Raw genomic sequence first — 17,022 nt, forward strand, 5'->3', positions numbered from 1 at the left:
CTCGAGAGCGGTCAGCTCACCGGAGTCCGCCGCGTCCCGGCACACCCGAACGGGTGTGGTGGCGTCGCCCCGGATCGGTACGTTCCGCAGGGTGACGACGACGACGTTGGACGCCGACCAGCTCGGGCACCTGCGGCACTGGGACGACCTCTCGCGCCGGCTGCCCCACGACTGGTCGGGCATGCAGGGGCGGGGCCTGGGCGAGGACGACTTCGGCAGCTACCGGTTCCAGCTCGCGTACACGGTCTACGGGCTCGCGCTGACCCACCGGCACCGGCTCCCGGCCGCGCCCGGCCTGTTCCGGCCCACGATGGAGCGGCTGATCGCGAAGCTGCTCGAGCCCGACGTCTGGATGTACTGGCGCGACGTCTCCCGCGGCGGCTCGGTCTTCAACGCCCACCTGTCCGACCGGCTGCACGAGGAGTGGGACCCGGTCGTCCGCGACAACATCATGTACTCGGCGTACGTGCAGTCGTGCGCGCTCCTGCACGACCACCTCTTCGCCGACGACCGCTACGCCGCGCCCGGCTCGCTCTCGTTCCGGCACTGGTCGTTCTTCTGGGGCGGGCAGGAGAAGGTGTTCGCCTACGACCGCGACACGCTCAACGAGCACCTCTACTGGCAGATGGTCGAGAACGGCTACGTCGGCGTCGCGTGCGAGCCCAACTGCGTGTTCCAGATCTGCAACCAGCCCGCGATCCTCGGCTTCCGGCTGCACGACCTGATCACCGGCGGGAACCGCGCCGAGGAGGTCGTCGCCGGCTACGAGCGGGCGTGGGCCGACTTCGGGCGCCTCGACGAGCGCGGCCACTACGCGATGATGGTCTCCGAGGACAGCCGGGCGGTGCGCGGCAACGACGCCCTCTCCCCCTGGGTCGACGCCTGGTGCGGCGCCCTGATGTCGATGTGGAACCGCGAGTTCGTCCGCGAGCACTACCCCCGCCAGGTCGCCGACTTCCTCGTCCCCGGCCCCGACGGCACGCTGTCGGTCCGGTCGGCCCCCGCGATGCAGGTCATGGGCCAGACCGTCGTGTCCGACACCTGCGACACCGGCTGGGTGGCCGCCTGGGCCTCGGAGATGGGCGACCGCGAGACCCTCGACGGGCTGCTCGCCCACGCCGACCGGTACATGGGCCCGAAGCGGGTCGACGGCGCGCTGCACTACCCCCGCAACGACACCCCGACCGACGCCGAGGGCCACCGCACCCTGATCGAGCCGATGACGGGCAACGTCCTGCTCGGCTACGCCCGGCTCAACGTCCCCGACGGCCTGTGGGGCCTCTACAACCGCCCGTGGGACGCCTCCCACCACGCCGAGCCCGCGCTCGTCGAGGTCGAGCGGGACGTCGAGGTGAGCCGGGCCGAGGTCGTCGACGGCGTGCTGCACGCCCGGCTGCGGCGCGACCGCGCGGTCCCCGGCGGCGGCACCGTCACGCTGGGCCGGCTCACCCCGGGCACCCGGCTGCGGCTGGGCGGCCAGGAGGTCACCGGCCGCCGCGAGGGCGACGGGCTCGTGGTCGACGTGCCGGACGGGCCCGCCGTCGACCTGGTGGCCGCACCGTGAGCGCTCCGCCGATCCGCGCGACCTACTCCCTGGTCGACCACCACGGCACCCCCGTCACCGAGGGCAGCTACGCCGGCCGCTGGCAGCTGGTCCAGTTCGGGTTCACCGCGTGCAAGGTGGTGTGCCCACGCGCGCTGGCGAAGCTCGACGCCGCGCTCGACGCCCTCGATCCGGGCCCCGCGCCCCTGGTGCCGCTGTACGTCAGCGTCGATCCCGAGCGCGACACCCCGGCCGTGCTGGCGGCGTTCCTCGCCGCGTCGCACCCGCGCTTCACCGGCCTGACCGGCACCGCGGAGCAGGTCGACGACGCCAAGCGCGCGTTCCGCGTGTTCGCCCGCCGCCGCGACACCCCCGACGGCTACGAGGTGCCGCACACCGCGATCACCTACCTGCTCGACGACGCCGGGCGCCCGGCGCACCACTGGCCCGACCACGCGACGGCGGAGACGATCGCGGACGACCTCCGGCGCCTGCTCGCCGGGTAGGTCAGCCGGCCCGCGACCTCGCCCGCCGCCGCTCCGCGAACGCCCGATTCTTCGTGTCCGACCCGCAGACGGCCATCGAGCACCACACGCCGCCGGACCCGTTGCGGGAGCGGTCGAAGAACGCCGCCCGGCGAACGGGGGTGGCGGCAGATCTCGAGGCGCGGCCAGTCGCGCGCGGGCGCCCGACCCTCAGCCCACCAGCTCGGCCACGACCTCCAGCTCGGCCCTCCCGCCGCCCACGACCATCGTCGTAACCAGCGAGGACCGCCACGACTCCAGCTCCTCGGCGATCTTGCCCCGCGGCCCGACCAGCGCGATCTGCTCCACCATCGACAGCGGCACCGCGGCCGCGGCTTCGTCCTTGCGCCCGGCCAGGTAGGACTCCTGGATCCGCGCGCACTCGTCCTCGTAGCCCATGCGCGCGAAGACGTCGTAGTGGAAGTTGACGCCCTTCGCCCCCATGCCGCCGATGTAGAGCGCGAGCATCGGGCGCAGCCGGTCGGCCGCGGCGTCGACGTCCTCGTCGACGACGACCTGCACCATGCAGACGACCTCGAAGTCGTCGGCGGTGCGGCGGGCACCCTCGCGGGCGAAGCCCTCGGTGAGGCAGTCGCGGTAGAAGGCGTCGTGGCGTGGCGCGTAGAACAGCGGCTGCCAGCCGTCGGCGATCTCCGCGGCCAGGGCCACGTTCTTCGGGCCCTCCGCGGCGAGCAGGATCGGCAGGTCGGAGCGCAGCGGGTGGACGGTCGAGCGCAGCGGCTTGCCCAGCCCGGCGCCGCCGGGGCGCGGGATCGCGTAGTGCTCACCGGCGAACTCGACGCGCTCGCGGGCGAACGCCGAGCGCAGGATCTGCACGTACTCCCGGGTCCGGGCGAGCGGCTTCGGATAGGGCTGCCCGTACCAGCCCTCCACGACCTGCGGCCCGGACGCGCCGATCCCGAGCACCACCCGGCCGCCGGAGAGGTGGTCGAGCGTCAGCGCGGCCATGGCCGTGGCCGTGGGGGTGCGCGCCGACATCTGCACGACCGAGGTCCCCAGCCGCACGCGCGAGGTGCGCGCACCCAGCCAGGCCAGCGGCGTCAGCGCATCGGAGCCGTAGGCCTCGGCGGTCCAGATCGAGTCGAACCCGAGGTCCTCGGCCGCCGCGACGCGCTCCGCCGCGGTCGGGTCCGGCCCCGCCCCCCAGTACCCGAGCGCCAGCCCGAGCCGCATCAGAGCGAGTCCACGAAGAAGTCGAGCTCGGGGTCGTCGGTGCCGCCGTAGGCCGACAGGTCGGTCTTCCCGGCGCGGGCGAGCACCTCGACGTCGAGCAGGATCTGCCCGGTCGGGCGCTGCGCGTCGGTGAACAGCGCCACCGCGGCGTCGCCCATGATCTCCGGGGTCCGGGAGCGGGCCGCCGCCTCCTCGCCGCCGAGCAGGTTGACCACCGCCGCGGTCGCGATCGTCGTCTGCGGCCACAGGCAGTTGGCCCGCACGCCCTTCTCGGCGAACTCGGCGGCGAAGCCCAGCGTCAGGATCGTCATGCCCATCTTGCTCAGCGCGTACGCCGGGAACCGGCCCAGCCAGTGCGGCGCCAGGTTGACCGGCGGCGAGAGCGTCACGACCTGCCCGTCGTCGCTCGCGAACAGGTGCGGCAGCGCGGCCCGCGTGAGCTGCCACGTGCCCTTGCTGTTGATCTGCTGCATGAGGTCGTAGCGCTTGGGGGCGAGGTCGAGCGTGCCCGTGAGGTTCAGCGCCGAGGCGTTGTTGACGACGATGTCGATGCCGCCGAAGTGCTCCACCGCGGCCGCGACGGCGCGCTCGCAGTCGGCCTCCTCGCGCACGTCCCCGACCACGGCGACGGCCCGTCCCCCGGCCTCCTCGATCTCGGCGACGGCGGTGTGCACGGTGCCGGGCAGGCGCGGGTCGGGCTGGTCGGTCTTGGCCAGCAGCACCGCGTTCGCCCCCTCCCTCGCCGCCGCGACGAGGATCGCCAGCCCGATCCCCCGGCTACCGCCGGACATGACGATGGTGCGGTCCTTCAGGGAATCGGGCACGGGGGCTCCAGGATCGTCGGCGAGGCGGAAGCGAGGCAGTCAGGACTGACTGTAACCGGAGGGATCAGCGCGGGGCGAGGTAGACGTGCATGACCGGGTGCCCGGCGGTCCGGTCGGCGGGGCGGCGCTCGACGTGGCGCCAGCCCAGCCGCTCGTAGAACGCGACGGCCGGCTCCCCGTCGACGACGTCGAGCCACGGCGTCCGGCCGACCTGCGCGGCGTGCGCGACGGCCGCGTCGAGCAGCGCGCGGCCCACGCCCCCGCCCCGGGCCGCGGGCGTGCTGAACAGCCGCTTCACCGCGACCAGCCGCTCGGCGGGCACCCCGGTCCGCGCGACGACCGCGGCGTCCGCCCACGCCACCAGGCACGCGTGCCCGGCGAGGACCCCGCCGACCTCGGCCACCCACGCCCCCGTCGTCCCGGGCGGGTCGAGCCACGCGCGCGGGTCGGCCGGCCACGCCGTCGGGTAGCGGTCGGCGAGGTGCACCTCGCGCAGCGCGGCCACGCACCCCGGCAGGTCCCGGGTCTCCCGTCGTCGCACCGCCACCCGATCCAGCCTCCACCCGTGACCGAACGCCCGGAACCCCCGCTGCGCGGCGACGAGCGCAGCACCCTGCGCACATTCCTCGGCCACCACCGCGCCACGCTCTCCGTGAAGTGCGAGGGCCTGTCCGACGAGCAGCGGCGGACGCGCTCGATGCCCCCCCGTCGACGTCGTCACTGCTCGGGCTCGTGCGGCGCATGGCCGAGGTGGAGCGCACGTGGTTCCGGCGCGTGATCGCGGCCGATGACGTGCCGTTCGCGTGTTCGCCCGAGGGCGACTTCCCAGGCCGCCTGGGAGGCCGAGGTCGCGGGCACGCCGACCGGCTGCGCGAGGGGATCGACGGCGTCGTCGGGGCGTGAGGGCGCTCAGCGGACCTGCCGGACGGGCTCGGCGTTCCCCCACGCGGCGTCCGCCGTCCACACCACGGCGTCCAGCCGGTGCGCGGTGGCGAGGCACAGGCGGTCCCCGAGCGAGAGCCCGCTGCCCGCTCGCCACATGCGCGCGGCGCGCTCGGCGTCGTCGGCCAGCACCGGCTCGACCACCAGTCCGTAGCCCTCCAGCAGAGCGCGCGCGAGGTCCCAGTCCGCGCCGCGCGACAACACCTTCTGCGCCGTCTCCGACCAGTTCGCTGCGCTGCATGTGCCGCCGACGAGCAGCTCCCGCTCGACGACATCGGCCCCGGCCTCACCCTGCAGGAAGCACAGCAGCGCCGAAGCGTCGAAGAGGTTCACGCGGCGTCGTCGGCAGCCGCCTGGCGCCGGCGGTCGGCCAGCAGCTCGTCGACGAGATCGGGACCCCGCAGCGACTGCCGGACGAGGGCCTTGACCTGCTCGCGGGTGGCCAGGACCACTCCGTGCGGCGTCTCCACCAGCACCAGCGGAGTCCCGGCGTCGAGGTGCAGGCGTTCGCGGAGTTCGGCGGGAACCACCAGGCGACCGCGATCACCCATCACCACCGGATACGTCCCACCCATCGGGTCAACGTACCACTGGCTCATCCGGAGTGGGATCCCCGTCGATGCTCCTCTCACCGTCCGCGCCCGGCACGTCGTCGCGGATGAGGACGTCGATCCAGCGGGTGTGCGGGTGGATGTCGACGAGCAAGGCCTTGGCCAGCAGCGTCAGCGGGATGGCCAGCAGCGCACCCAGCGGCCCGACCACGAACCCCCAGAACACCAGGGCGAGGAACGTGACCGTCACCGACAGCCCCACCGCGTCGCCGACGAACCGCGGCTGGATCACCGTCTGCAGCACCACGTTGATGACCATGAACGACACGATCACCGCCAGCATGAGCCCCGGGCCGCCCTCCAGCAGGGCGAACAGCGCGGGCGGGGCGAGCGCGATGAGGAAGCCGATGTTGGGCACGAAGTTCGCGATGAACGCGAGCAGCCCGAACAGCAGCGCGAGCGGCACGCCGAGCACCCACAGGACCGCCACGTCGAGCGCCGCGATGACCAGGCCGAAGACCGTGGCGACGGCCAGGAAGCTGCGGGTGCCGTGGGCGAAGTCGGTGAGCGCCTCGACGACGTGCGGCCGCGTGCGCCCCAGCGCCCGGAGGCGCTCGGGGAAGGTCGCGGAGTCGAACGCCATGAACAGCAGCACCGACAGGATCAGCAGCAGGTTCGACAGCAGCCCGGCGAACTGCGCGAGGAAGCCCTGCAGCACGCCGACGACACTGCCGACGTCGAACTGGTCGAGCGCGGCCTGGATCTGGTCGGGCCCGACGCCGATCGTCGCGAGCAGCTCGCCGGTCTCGCCGAGCAGGATGTTGAGCTGCCCGCCGTAGCTCGGCAGGACCCGCGCGAGCTCGGCCACGGCGTAGACCAGCGACCCCACCAGTGCCACGAGGATCGCGTACACCGACCCGAGCGTCACGAGCGTGGCGAGCCAGCGCGGCACGCCGCGGCGGCGCAGCGCCCCGGCGATCGGCGCGACCGTCACCATCAGCACCAGCGCGAGGAACAGCGGCCCGAGCAGCCCGCCGAACGCCTGCAGCCCCGCGACCGTGACGACGGCCGCGGCGAAGCCGAACAGCGGGTTCGACCAGCTCGTGCGGGCGGGAGGCGCGGCGTCGGTCACGCGGTGATCGTGACAGACCCGTCGGCCGGGCCCCGGCAACCTCGCCGCCGTGCGCCCGGCACTGACGGTCAGGGCGCGAGCCACCTGCTCGCCGCGCCCACCGCGGCGAGGCGACCGGCGGCGTCGAACAGCTCGGCGCGGCCGGCGGCGAACCGGGAGCCGCCGTGCACCGGCGTCGCGCGGGCGGTGAAGGCCGCGCCGTCGACGGCGACCCCGCGCAGGAACGTGACGTCGAGCTCGACCCCGCCCGTCGCGGCGTCGAGGGCGTGCGCCAGCACCGTCGCGAGCACCCCGCCCTGCACCGTCGCGCCGTAGTTGGCCAGCCCCGGGTCGGCGACGGCGGACACCCCGTCCGGCTGCATCCGCATCCCGAGCAGCACCGCGGCCGGCTCCGCGGCGGGCGGCGGCCCCGACGACGGCAGCACCGCGCAGCGCGAGGTCGCCGACAGGACCGGCTCCCCCGACACGTCGACGACGAGCACCTCGCTCACCCCGGTCGTGCCGCGGTGCACGAGCCGGGCCGTCGCGGACAGCGCGCCCTCGCCCGGGGCGAACACGGAGGCGTGCAGGCTCAGCGTGCCGACCCGGTGCCCCGCGGGCAGCGTCGTGCCGATCGCGGAGCCGAGCAGGAAGTCGGCGAGGACCAGCGCGCCACCCAGCGGCGGCAGCACCGCGGCCGACGGCAGGTCACCGACCACCCGGCCGGGTTCGACCGCCGTGAGCCGGATCCCGGTCGTGCGGGAGGCGGGGGCGAGGCGGGCGGGATCGGTGATCGCGGCGCGCAGGCGCTCCAACGGGGCTGTGGGCTCGGGCGGTGCTGTGGGCTCGGGCGGTGCGGTGGGCTCGGGCGGTGCGGTGGGCTCGGGCACGGCGCAACCTAACCCGGCGGCACGATCGGGCTCGTGTTCGACCGCCTACCTGGAGTACCTGCAGCCGCTCCCGGGCCCCTGACCCGGAGACCCGATCCGGCGCTCCTCGCGGCGATGTACGGATCCGGTGGCGAACTCGTCGTAACTCTCGTCGTCCACCGGACCTCCTCAGGAACATGACCATGAACTCCTCCGCCCGCCGTTCCGTCGTGGCGCTCGCCGCCGGCGCCCTCCTCTCCGTCGCCGCCTGCAGCGGCACCAGCGTGCTCGACCTCGAGGTCGGCCAGTGCCTCACCGACACCACGAGCGACGACCAGGTGAGCTCCGTGCCCGTCGTCGACTGCGCCGAGCCGCACACCGGCGAGATCTTCGCCCTCCCCCAGCTCCCCGACGGCGACTTCCCCGGCGAGCAGGTGATCAGCGACCAGGCCGACCAGATGTGCGCCGGCCAGGCCTTCCAGGACTACGTCGGCGTGGCCTACCAGGACTCCGGCATCTCCTACTCGACGCTGGTGCCCAGCCCCGACACCTGGGACGACGGCGACCGGGAGATCGTCTGCATCCTGGCCGCGCAGGACGGCAGCTCCAGCACCGGCTCCCTGCGGGGCGCCGACCGCTGACGGCGACGGGGCCCGGGCGCACGGGGGCACCGGCGGGCGGGGTGGGGCAGGATCGGGTCCCGTGACCACCCATCCCGCCGCCCCCGTCCCCGACCGGCTCTTCGACGACGAGCGCGAGCAGCGCTGGCGGGCCCGGTTCACCGCGCCGCGGATGTCCCGGCCGGCGTGGGCCCGCGACGCGCCCGACCGGTGCGTCTACTCCTCGAACGCCAGCGGCACGACCGAGATCTACACGTGGGACCGCGCCACCGACGTCCACCGCCGGGTCACCGACCGCCGCAGCGGCACGCACTCCGCGACGCTGTCGCCCGACGGCGCGGACGTCTGGTGGTTCGCCGACACCGACGGCGACGAGTTCGGCCACTGGGTCGCCGAGCCGTTCGCCCCGGACGGCTCCGCGGCCGCACCGGCCGTGCCCGGCGTCGAGGACGGCTACTCCGCGGGTCTCGACATCGGCCGCCGCGTCACCGCCGTCGGCACCTCCACCGACGACGGCACGCGCATCTGGCTGCGCCGCGGCGACGGGCCCGCGACGGTCGTCTACGAGAACGCGGAGGACGCGGGCGTCGGCGCGCTGTCGGAGGACGAGACGCTGCTCGCGATCAGCCACTCCGAGCACGGCGACTCGCGCCACCCCTCGCTGCGCGTCGTCCGCGTCGACGACGGCGGCACCCTCGCGGAGCTGCACGACGGGCCGGGCAAGGGGCTGAGCCCGATCGCGTTCGCGCCCGTCGACGGCGACCCGCGCCTGCTGGTGCTGCACGAGCGCCACGGGCGGGAGGAGCTGCTCGTCTGGGACGTCGTCGCCGGGACGCAGACGGAGCTGGCGCTGGACCTGCCCGGAGAGCTGTCGGCCGACTTCACCCCCGACGCCCGCGCGCTGCTCGTGTGGCACACCCACGCCGCGCGCACGCGCCTGCACCGCTACGACCTCGACGCCGGCGTGCTCACCGAGCTCCCGGTCGCGCCCGGCTGCGTCGGCTCGGCGGACGTGCGCCCCGACGGCACCGTCGAGTACACCTGCTCCTCGGCCGCCGAGCCGTCGACGGTCCGGGCGCTGCACCCCGACGGCACCGACCGCGTGCTCGTGACGCCGCCCGGGGAGCGCGCGCCCGGTTCGGTACCGGTCAGTGACCTGTGGGTGGACGGTCCCGGCGGGCGCGTGCACGCGCTGGTCGCGAGCCCGGCCGACGGCGACGGGCGCGCGGTGTTCAGCCTGCACGGCGGTCCGCACGCCGCCGACGAGGACCGCTTCACCGCCGTCCGCGCGGCGTGGGTGGAGGCCGGGTTCGTCGTCGTCGAGGTGAACTACCGCGGCTCCACCGGCTACGGGTCGGCGTGGCGCGACGCGATCGAGGGCCGGCCGGGCACCACCGAGCTCGAGGACGTGGCCGCGGTGTTCGACGCGTGCGTCGCGCGGGGCCTGGTCGACGCCGGGAAGTGCGTGATCGAGGGCTGGTCGTGGGGCGGGTACCTGGCGCTGCTGGGCATCGGCACGCAGCCGCGGCGCTGGGCCGCGGGGCTCGCCGGTGTGCCGGTGGCCGACTACGTCGCGGCCTACGCCGACGAGATGGAGCAGCTGCGCGCGTTCGACCGCGCGCTGTTCGGCGGGTCGCCCGAGGAGGTGCCGGAGCGGTACCGGACGGCGTCGCCGCTCACCTACGTCGACGAGGTGCGCGTGCCGGTGCTCGTGCTGGCCGGGGAGAACGACCCGCGCTGCCCGATCCGGCAGATCGACAACTACCTCGACGCCCTGGCCGGACGCGGGGACGCGGCCTACGAGGTGGCCCGGTTCGACGCGGGGCACGGGAGCCTGGTGGTGGAGCAGACGCTGCAGCACATCGCCACGGAGATCGACTTCGCGCGGCGGGCACTGGGCTGACCCGAGTTGCGGGAGAAGCGTCAGACGGTCGCCTTCAGCGCCACGTCGACGTTGCCGCGGGTGGCCTTCGAGTACGGGCACACCTGGTGCGCGCCCTCGACGAGCTCGTCGGCCTGGGCCTGGTCGAGGCCCGGCAGGTGCGCGGTGATCGTCGCGCTGATGCCGAAGCCGGTGTCGTCGGGCGCGAGGCTCACCGACGCGTCGACGGTGGCCTCGTCGGGCACCGTGACGCCCTTGTTCTTGGCCACCAGGCGCAGGGCGCCGTGGAAGCAGGTGGCGTAGGCCGCCGCGAACAGCTGCTCGGGGTTGGTCGCGCCGCCGGGGCCGCCGAGGGCGGGCGGCATCTTCAGGTCCTGGTCGATGATGCCGTCGGAGGTCCGGACGCGCCCGTCCCGCCCGCCGCCGGAGGAGGTCGCCTCGGCCGTGTAGATCGCATCCGCCATGGTGCAGTCCCCTCGATCATTTACATTGTGCACGACTCAGTCCGGTGCAACGTAGCGCATCCCGCGACCCACCGTCGTCATCGACCGGTAGCCGGACGGAAACACGGCGCGCGCAGGATGGCGGACGTCCCGAGGAGGTGGCTACCCGATGCTGTGGCGTGTGCACGTGGAGCTGGAGGACCGGCCCGGCCGGCTGGGCGAGCTCGCCACGGCGGTCGGTGAGGCCGGATGCAACATCATCTCGCTGCACGTCGTCGGGGAACCGGCCGACGACGGCTCCGTCACCGACGAGCTGCTGGTCAAGGTGCCCGCGGGCGTCGACCCGGCGGCGATGACGGCGGCGGTCGAGAACGCGGGGATCCCCTGCACCCTGCTGGTGCGGGCCGACGCGCAGGAGCTCGCCGATCCGGCGACGACCGCGCTCGCCCTGGCCCGGATGGTCGCCGCCGACCCGGGCAGCGCGCCGCGCGCGGTCGCGACGATGCTGCGGGCCCGGCTGGTCGACCCGGCGGCCCCCGACACCGGTGGCCACTCCCACTCGCTGCGCGTCGGGGCGCGCCAGCTGCACCTGGGCCGCGCCTGGCCGTTCACCGCCACCGAGATCTCCCGCGCGGCGGCGCTGCTCGAGCTCGCGGCCCAGCTCGCGCTGCACAGCCCGGCCGCCTCCGAGCGCGACGAGCGCATCCTGCTGCTGCGCGACGGGTCCGAGGTGCGCATGCGCGCGGCCACGGCGGCCGACGCCCCGCTGGTCGCGGCCCTGCACGCCCGCTGCTCCCCCGCCACCCGGCGCTCGCGCTTCCTGAGCCCGGCCCCGCGGCTCGACGCCGCCGAGCTGCACCGCCTGCTCGGGGACGACGACGGCGAGGCCGTCCTGGCCGTCACCGTCGACGGCGGCAGCGCCGTCGGCGTGGCCACCCTCAACCCCGACGGCCCGACGGCCGCGCGGTTCGGCGTCGTCGTGGAGGACGCGTGGCAGGGCCGCGGCGTCGGCACCGCGCTGCTGCGGCGCACGGCGGACGCGGCCGCCGAGCGCGGCGTCACCGGGCTGACGGGCGTCGCGCGGCCCGACGACCTCGGCGTCACCCGGCTGCTGCGCCGCGCCGGGCTGCGCCCGTCGGCCGAGATCGCCGACGGCGAGGTGCGACTGCGCGCGGACCTCGCCGCCGGGAGCACCCTGGTCGGGTAGACCGGGCGCGGGAGCGCGCTACCCGGCGGCCCGCTCCGCGAGCCCCAGCCCGTACTCGGCGAACCACTGCCCGGCCTCCGGCTCGCCCGGGCGGCAGGCGCCGTCTGACTCGCCGGGGCGCTTGACCCAGAGCAGCGCGTCGACGAGGTCGTAGCCGGTCTCGGTGGTGGGCGTCTCCCCCAGCGCGCGGTCGGGCGGGTTGCAGAAGCTCGGCGCGCCGTCGATGTCGCCCTCGGGCGGCGGACCGGCCCCGTTGCGGCTGGTGTCGATGACGAACCGGGCCCCGTCGAGCCGCTCCGACAGCGCGGTGCCGAACTCGACGTTGACCTCGGTCGTGCGGAAGTTGGCCACGTTGAGCGCGAAGCCGTCGGCCCGCCGCACGCCGGAGCGGTCGAGCGCGCCGGCGAGCGCGTCGACGTCGGTGATGAAGCCGGGGTTGCCCGCATCGATGTAGACGGTGGCGCCGGCCTCCTTGAGCGTGTCGATCGCGTCGCCGAGGAGCACGTAGCGCTCGTCGCGCAGGGCGCCGTCGACGCAGCCCGAGAGCTCGTGCGGCACCGCGTCCGGCTCCAGGACGACGGTGGCACCGCTGCCCTCGACGGCCCCGGCCAGCTCGGAGATCCAGCCGCGGTAGTAGTCGCCGTCGGGGGCGCCGCCGCCGGAGAAGCTGCCGCAGTCGCGGTGCGGGATGTTGTAGGCCACCAGCAGCGGGCGGGCGCCCACCGCCGTGGCGCGGTCGACGTACTCGCGGGTCTGGGCCCGCACCTCCGCGGCGTCGCCGGAGACCCACAGCGGCAGCGGCTGCTCGCTGATGCGGCGGATCATGTCGGCGTCCCCTGTGCGGCCCTCGGCCGTCCACTGCTCCACCTGCGCGGCGGCCGCCGTACGCGGGTCGACGTAGTACCCCGACTCCGACGACGAGCCGAGCGCGGGCGCCGGGGGCGCCGGCGCGGGCGCGGCGCAGCCGGCCAGCACCGCCGCGGCGGCGAGCAGTCCGCCGATCCGGGCGGCCGGAGCGGTGCGCACGGTCGCGGGCCTCACTGGACCTGCACCCAGCGGGCGACCGACGGCACGCCGGCGTCGTCGACGAGGAAGAGCATGTAGAAGCCCGGCGGAACCAGCGTCGGCTCGGCGGGCACGGCGAGGCCGAGCGTCCCGTCGGGATTGGCCGTGACGTCGAGGGCGACCGTGCGCTGCTCCAGGTCGGTGACGTGGGTGGCCGCGCTGGGCCGGACCAGCCGTGCGCGGTCGACCCGGTCGGCGTCGGGCGTGGACACCGTCAGCGTCTGCCCGAGCCCGACGGTGGCCGCCGCGTCGGTGATCTCCGGGCGCGGCCCCTGGAACATGTAGGGCGGCGTGTAGATCTCGATGCGGTGCTCGAAGTCGGCGTCGCGGGTGTTGAGCGGGTCGGAGAACAGCGCGTCGCCGCCCAGCACGATCACCTGCCCGTTGGGCAGTAGCAGGCCCGCCGAGTGGTAGTCGCGCCCGACCGAGGACTCGGCCGCGGGTCGCAGCGTGTTCGACGAGGGCGTGTAGAGGCTGGCCACGTAGTTGTGGCTCTGCCCCTTGCCGCGGTAGTCGCGCGAGCCGCCCGCGATGAGGATCTCGTCGGTCGGCAGCGTGATGACGTTCGGGTAGCGCGTGGGCGCGGGCAGGTCCGGCCCGGGCGTGTACGCGGGCGCCTCGGCCGCGATGTCGATGACGTCGGTGCGCGTGGTCGACAGCGGCGACTCGCCGACCCCGCCCCCGCCGACGACGAGCATCCGCTGGTCCTGCACCGGGCCGGCCCACACGGACCCGGAGGTCTCCATCATGTCGGGGTCGCGCAGGCCCGGGACGGGCACGAACGTGTTGTCGTCGAGGTTCCAGAAGCCGGGCGTGCGCCCCTCCTCGGCCGGGCCGTAGCCCGTGCTGGAGCCGGTGAAGAACAGCTCGCCGGGCTTCGCGGTCTGGAACAGCGCGGGGTAGGTCGGGAAGTAGCGGAACAGGTCGGGCCGCTCCGTCCACTCCTTCGTGGCCGGGTCGTAGACCTCGTTCTGGCCCGGCAGGATCGTGCCGGTGCCGTCGAGGCCCGACACCGAGAGCACCGTGCCGTCCGAGAGCGGCGTGAGGCTGGGGTACCAGCGCTTGTGCTTCATGTCCCCGACGCGCACGTACTCCTCGGCGATCGGGTCGAACTCGAAGGAGTCGGCGATGCCCTGGTAGTCCTGCTTGTCGAGGTCCATCGCCTCGGCCAGGCCGTAGAAGTTCTCCGCGTCGGCACCGGTGAGGCCGGTGATCGCGTACTGCGCCGGGTCGGCGGTGACCCCGGGGGCGCCCTCCACGATCGACTCCACCCAGATCACGGTCTCGCTCGCGGTGACGGTCGCGCTGCCGTCGCGGGCGATCAGCTTGTCGGCGGGCGGCACCGTGAAGGCGCTCGTCGCGCGGTAGGACTTGCCGTCGGGGGCGACGAACTCGGTGCCGGCCGGGAAGTCGCGGCCGCCGTCGGGGAACTCGTTGCGCACGCGCATCGCGCCCGCTGCGTGCGTGACGGCGCCCTCGAGCAGCTCGTAGCGCTGGGTTCCGCCGGCGACGAGCAGGTTGCCGTCGGAGAGGAACGCGTGCCCGGCGCAGAACATGTCGGCGGGCGTCATGACCATCCGCGCCTGACCGGTGGCGGGGTCGTAGAGCAGGCTGCGGAACGTACCCGCGTCGAACTGGGCGCGGTCGTTGCCCGAGCCCGCGATGATGAGCAGCTTGCCGGTGGGCAGCAGCGCGGCGTGGATCGCGTTGATCTGCAGGTCCTCGGGCAGCTCGACGACGTCCCACCGGCCGAACTCGGCCTGGTACTCCGGGCTGTCGATGAGCTGCTGGTGCCGGATCTCGGCGACGAACGCCACGGCGGGCGGCACGTTCACCGCGATCAGCACCGCGGGCACCAGGACGACCGTGAGGATGCGCCCCCGTCGCTTGATCGCGGCCAGGGTGCTGCGCAGCAGGCGCCTCACGAGGGGTCACTCTCCTTCTCGGTGGCCGGGACCGGCCGGGGTGCGGGGGTGACCCGCGGGATCATCGGGAGACCGCCCGGGACGGGCGACCGGTCGTCGGAGGGGTGTGCGGCGGCGGCCCCCGCGGGGACGCCGGCGCGGTGCGGCTCGGGCCGCATCGGCGGGCGCGGCGCGGGGGGCGCGCCGCGGCGGCCCGGATCGGCCTGGTGCGGGACGCGCGGACCGGCCGGGACCGGCACCCGCGGACGGGGCGGGATCTGCCCCGGCCGCTGGGGCGCGCCGGCGGGGCGGTCGGGCATCGGGGCGCGACCGGACCGGTGGTCCACCGGCGGGGCGGGCCGCGGGATGCGGCCGGCCGGACCGGCGTCGACACCCGGGCGCGGGCGGGCGCCCTCGCGCGGGCGGATCGGCTCCCCGCGCAGCGAGGTGCGGCGCGGCTGACCGGCGTCGGGGCCCTCGTCGTCGAGGTCGTCGCCGCGCTCCGCGCTGGCCAGGACGACCGGGTCGGCGTCGACGGCCGCGTCGACGACGTCGGCACCCGTGGCCGCGCTGCGCTGCACGTCGGCGTTGAGCCACCACAGCGCCACCGGCGTGAGACTGATGAGCAGGGCCAGCGCGGGCCACATCATCACGTCGATGTTCGCGTAGCCCAGCACCACCGACGCGCCGAGCGCGCACCCGAGCAGGACCGTCCACTGCAGGTGTCGGCGGAAGGTGACCAGCCTGTCCTGCGTGGCCGCGTCGCTCTTGGGGGTGACGACGAACTTCGCCGGGCGCCGCAGCAGCGTGGCGATGAGCGAGCTCGCGTAGATGGGCGCGGAGATGACCGACATCGCCATCCCGCGCACGCCCGGCGAGTTCTCCTTCTCGTACGGGCTGACGTTGTAGCGCCGGTTGCGGATGTAGACCCACAGCTGGAACGCGGTGGCGTCGATGTAGAGCGCGAGCCACAGCTGCGGCGGCACGACGATGCCGGACACGCCGAGCGTCAGGTACAGCACGGCGTTGACCGAGCCGAGGATCCAGCCGATCGCCATCGACGGGTAGAACGTCGTGATCAGGACGTAGTGCAGCACCCGTCCCGGCGAGAGCCGGCGGATGCGCTTCCAGAACGGCCCGGACAGGATCTCGAACGTGCCGCGCGACCAGCGCAGCTGCTGGCTGAAGTAGTCGCTCCAGGACGACGGGCCCTCGCCGACGGCGACGACGTCGGGCGTGTAGACCGACTTCCACTTCGACCCGGTGACCGGGTTGCGGCGGGAGTGGATCGCGAGCCCGGTGGCCATGTCCTCGGTGATCGAGTCGGCGAGCCCGCCGATGCAGACCAGCGCGTCGATCCGGATGGCGTTGTTCGTGCCGACCAGCATCGGCGCCTGGTAGGCGTTGGCGGCGCGCTGGATGACGCTGTGGAACGGGAACTGCTGGCTCTCGGCGCCCTTGGTGACGAAGTTGTCGACGTTGGCGTAGCACTGCGGCCCCACGACGAACGCGACGTCGGGGTCGCGGAAGTAGCCGAGCATCCGCTCCGCGTAGTTGGGTAGCGGCACGTGGTCGGGGTCGACGGAGAGGAAGACCTCGTAGCGGTGGCCGTAGCGGTCGACCCAGGCGTTGTAGTTGCCGTGCTTGGTCTTCGCCTTGAAGTGCCCGGTCGGCTGGTTGTACTCCGGGATGCCCTTGCGACTGAAGTGCCGCACGCCCTCGGCCTGGCACATCGCGCGGACGGCGGGGTCGTCGCCCTCGTCCAGCAGCCAGACGTGGAACAGCCCGTCGTGCCGGATCCGGCGTGCGGCCTGCAGCGTGGCCTGCACCATCTCCAGCGGCTCCTTGCCGGGGACGATGGTGGTGAGGAACGCAACGCGCAGGCGGGGGTCCGGGCGCACCGGGACCGGGTCGCGGGCGAGCACCGAGGCCAGCGACAGCGAGAAGACGTTGATCAGCCGCAGGCCCTCGACGAGCGCGATGGAGGCGATGACGAAGATGTTCGCGACGACCGTCCACGGCCGCGTCTCGTCGATCTCGGGGGTGTGCGAGGGCTGCAGCAGCCAGTAGACGAAGGCCGCCTCGAACAGCACGTTCAGCGTGATGATCAGCAGCGACACCGCCCACGCCCGGCGGCCCGACGACGCGTGCAGGCCGCGGTAGCGGACCCGGTAACCGGGGCCGGGCTCGACGATGTCGCCGGACAACCGGCTGAAGTCGCGAACGGCGAAACCACCGGTCTCCGGACCGATGGTCGGGCTCTCCTGCACGCGGCTTCTCCCCGGGATCGACTGACGCTGCACAAGCGTGATCGCGTCGGTGACCCCGACCCGTTACACAGCA

The 17,022-nt window shown here is 74.4% G+C and carries 18 protein-coding genes; 6 read left to right on the forward strand and 12 right to left on the reverse strand.

Annotation, left to right across the window (positions count from 1 at the left end):
* Positions 1-91: 91 nt before the first annotated feature.
* Both I4I82_RS13300 and I4I82_RS13305 read left to right on the forward strand, forming a co-directional pair.
* On the forward strand, positions 92-1,564 hold the full coding sequence (locus I4I82_RS13300) for a linalool dehydratase/isomerase domain-containing protein (protein ID WP_218590142.1): 1,473 nt from the start codon (positions 92-94) through the stop codon (positions 1,562-1,564).
* Positions 1,561-2,049: an SCO family protein gene (locus tag I4I82_RS13305; protein ID WP_218590143.1), complete on the forward strand. Its 489-nt coding sequence runs from the start codon at positions 1,561-1,563 to the stop codon at positions 2,047-2,049. The genes I4I82_RS13300 and I4I82_RS13305 overlap by 4 nt, the downstream gene beginning before the upstream one ends.
* A 1-nt stretch (position 2,050) precedes the next feature.
* On the opposite strand, the gene I4I82_RS13310 is transcribed toward I4I82_RS13305, so the two are convergent.
* The 4 genes from I4I82_RS13310 to I4I82_RS13325 all read right to left on the reverse strand — a co-directional run bounded on the left by I4I82_RS13310 (position 2,051) and on the right by I4I82_RS13325 (position 4,632).
* The gene (locus tag I4I82_RS13310; protein ID WP_218590144.1) at positions 2,051-2,320 is read right to left on the reverse strand and encodes a CGNR zinc finger domain-containing protein; all 270 of its coding nucleotides are present in this window, start codon (positions 2,318-2,320) and stop codon (positions 2,051-2,053) included.
* Positions 2,239-3,261 carry an LLM class F420-dependent oxidoreductase gene (locus I4I82_RS13315; protein ID WP_218590145.1) on the reverse strand — a complete coding sequence of 341 codons (1,023 nt, stop codon included), beginning with the start codon at positions 3,259-3,261 and terminating at the stop codon, positions 2,239-2,241. The genes I4I82_RS13310 and I4I82_RS13315 overlap by 82 nt, the downstream gene beginning before the upstream one ends.
* On the reverse strand, positions 3,261-4,085 hold the full coding sequence (locus I4I82_RS13320; protein WP_226370030.1) for an SDR family oxidoreductase: 825 nt from the start codon (positions 4,083-4,085) through the stop codon (positions 3,261-3,263). Before I4I82_RS13320 ends, I4I82_RS13315 begins: the two co-directional genes overlap by 1 nt.
* Before the next feature lie 64 nt (positions 4,086-4,149).
* A complete protein-coding gene (locus tag I4I82_RS13325; protein WP_218590146.1) occupies positions 4,150-4,632 on the reverse strand; it encodes a GNAT family N-acetyltransferase in 483 nt (160 codons plus the stop codon).
* Positions 4,633-4,826: 194 nt separating this feature from the next.
* Here I4I82_RS13325 and I4I82_RS34965 point away from each other — a divergent pair, with 194 nt between their 5' ends.
* Positions 4,827-4,988 carry a hypothetical protein gene (locus tag I4I82_RS34965; protein ID WP_372451383.1) on the forward strand — a complete coding sequence of 54 codons (162 nt, stop codon included), beginning with the start codon at positions 4,827-4,829 and terminating at the stop codon, positions 4,986-4,988.
* 6 nt (positions 4,989-4,994) lie between these two features.
* On the opposite strand, the gene I4I82_RS13335 is transcribed toward I4I82_RS34965, so the two are convergent.
* The 4 genes from I4I82_RS13335 to I4I82_RS13350 all read right to left on the reverse strand — a co-directional run bounded on the left by I4I82_RS13335 (position 4,995) and on the right by I4I82_RS13350 (position 7,579).
* On the reverse strand, positions 4,995-5,360 hold the full coding sequence (locus I4I82_RS13335; RefSeq protein WP_218590147.1) for a type II toxin-antitoxin system VapC family toxin: 366 nt from the start codon (positions 5,358-5,360) through the stop codon (positions 4,995-4,997).
* The gene (locus tag I4I82_RS13340) at positions 5,357-5,578 is read right to left on the reverse strand and encodes an AbrB/MazE/SpoVT family DNA-binding domain-containing protein (protein WP_226370031.1); all 222 of its coding nucleotides are present in this window, start codon (positions 5,576-5,578) and stop codon (positions 5,357-5,359) included. The genes I4I82_RS13335 and I4I82_RS13340 overlap by 4 nt, the downstream gene beginning before the upstream one ends.
* Before the next feature lie 28 nt (positions 5,579-5,606).
* Positions 5,607-6,710, reverse strand: coding sequence for an AI-2E family transporter (locus I4I82_RS13345; protein WP_218590149.1), 1,104 nt, complete (start codon positions 6,708-6,710; stop codon positions 5,607-5,609).
* 68 nt (positions 6,711-6,778) lie between these two features.
* Positions 6,779-7,579 carry a PaaI family thioesterase gene (locus I4I82_RS13350; protein WP_218595766.1) on the reverse strand — a complete coding sequence of 267 codons (801 nt, stop codon included), beginning with the start codon at positions 7,577-7,579 and terminating at the stop codon, positions 6,779-6,781.
* A 182-nt stretch (positions 7,580-7,761) separates the two neighbouring features.
* Between I4I82_RS13350 and I4I82_RS13355 the strand changes: the two genes are divergently transcribed.
* Complete coding sequence (locus tag I4I82_RS13355) at positions 7,762-8,199, forward strand: septum formation family protein (RefSeq protein ID WP_218595767.1); 438 nt, start codon at positions 7,762-7,764, stop codon at positions 8,197-8,199.
* Between the two features lie 61 nt (positions 8,200-8,260).
* Complete coding sequence (locus I4I82_RS13360; RefSeq protein ID WP_226370032.1) at positions 8,261-10,081, forward strand: prolyl oligopeptidase family serine peptidase; 1,821 nt, start codon at positions 8,261-8,263, stop codon at positions 10,079-10,081.
* Between the two features lie 20 nt (positions 10,082-10,101).
* On the opposite strand, the gene I4I82_RS13365 is transcribed toward I4I82_RS13360, so the two are convergent.
* Positions 10,102-10,524 (reverse strand): organic hydroperoxide resistance protein, encoded by a 423-nt coding sequence (locus tag I4I82_RS13365; RefSeq protein ID WP_218591724.1) that lies wholly within the window; start codon positions 10,522-10,524, stop codon positions 10,102-10,104.
* 148 nt (positions 10,525-10,672) lie between these two features.
* On the opposite strand from I4I82_RS13365, the gene I4I82_RS13370 reads away from it, so the two are divergent.
* On the forward strand, positions 10,673-11,710 hold the full coding sequence (locus tag I4I82_RS13370; RefSeq protein ID WP_218591723.1) for a GNAT family N-acetyltransferase: 1,038 nt from the start codon (positions 10,673-10,675) through the stop codon (positions 11,708-11,710).
* 18 nt (positions 11,711-11,728) lie between these two features.
* Here I4I82_RS13370 and I4I82_RS13375 read toward each other — a convergent pair whose 3' ends face one another.
* Genes I4I82_RS13375 through I4I82_RS13385 form a run of 3 tightly spaced genes read right to left on the reverse strand, consistent with a single transcriptional unit; the run spans position 11,729 to position 16,949 of the window.
* Entirely contained in the window at positions 11,729-12,736 is a 1,008-nt protein-coding gene (locus I4I82_RS13375) for a glycoside hydrolase family 6 protein (protein ID WP_226370033.1), read from the reverse strand.
* Positions 12,737-12,747: 11 nt separating this feature from the next.
* The gene (glxA, locus tag I4I82_RS13380; protein WP_226370034.1) at positions 12,748-14,700 is read right to left on the reverse strand and encodes a radical copper oxidase GlxA; all 1,953 of its coding nucleotides are present in this window, start codon (positions 14,698-14,700) and stop codon (positions 12,748-12,750) included.
* Entirely contained in the window at positions 14,697-16,949 is a 2,253-nt protein-coding gene (locus tag I4I82_RS13385; RefSeq protein ID WP_218591722.1) for a glycosyltransferase family 2 protein, read from the reverse strand. Before I4I82_RS13385 ends, glxA begins: the two co-directional genes overlap by 4 nt.
* Positions 16,950-17,022: the final 73 nt, after the last annotated feature.

It is taken from the genome of Pseudonocardia oceani, assembly GCF_019263585.2.
In the GTDB taxonomy this organism is placed as follows: Bacteria; Actinomycetota; Actinomycetes; order Mycobacteriales; family Pseudonocardiaceae; genus Pseudonocardia; species Pseudonocardia oceani.

Bases quoted from the DNA above. Each gene is read 5' to 3' on its own strand.
- I4I82_RS13370 (WP_218591723.1), top strand. From the start codon at position 10,673: ATGCTGTGGCGTGTGCACGTGGAGCTGGAGGACCGGCCCGGCCGGCTG.
- I4I82_RS13365 (WP_218591724.1), bottom strand. From the start codon at position 10,524: ATGGCGGATGCGATCTACACGGCCGAGGCGACCTCCTCCGGCGGCGGG.
- I4I82_RS13340 (WP_226370031.1), bottom strand. From the start codon at position 5,578: ATGGGTGATCGCGGTCGCCTGGTGGTTCCCGCCGAACTCCGCGAACGC.
- I4I82_RS13315 (WP_218590145.1), bottom strand. From the start codon at position 3,261: ATGCGGCTCGGGCTGGCGCTCGGGTACTGGGGGGCGGGGCCGGACCCG.
- I4I82_RS34965 (WP_372451383.1), top strand. From the start codon at position 4,827: ATGGCCGAGGTGGAGCGCACGTGGTTCCGGCGCGTGATCGCGGCCGAT.
- I4I82_RS13355 (WP_218595767.1), top strand. From the start codon at position 7,762: ATGAACTCCTCCGCCCGCCGTTCCGTCGTGGCGCTCGCCGCCGGCGCC.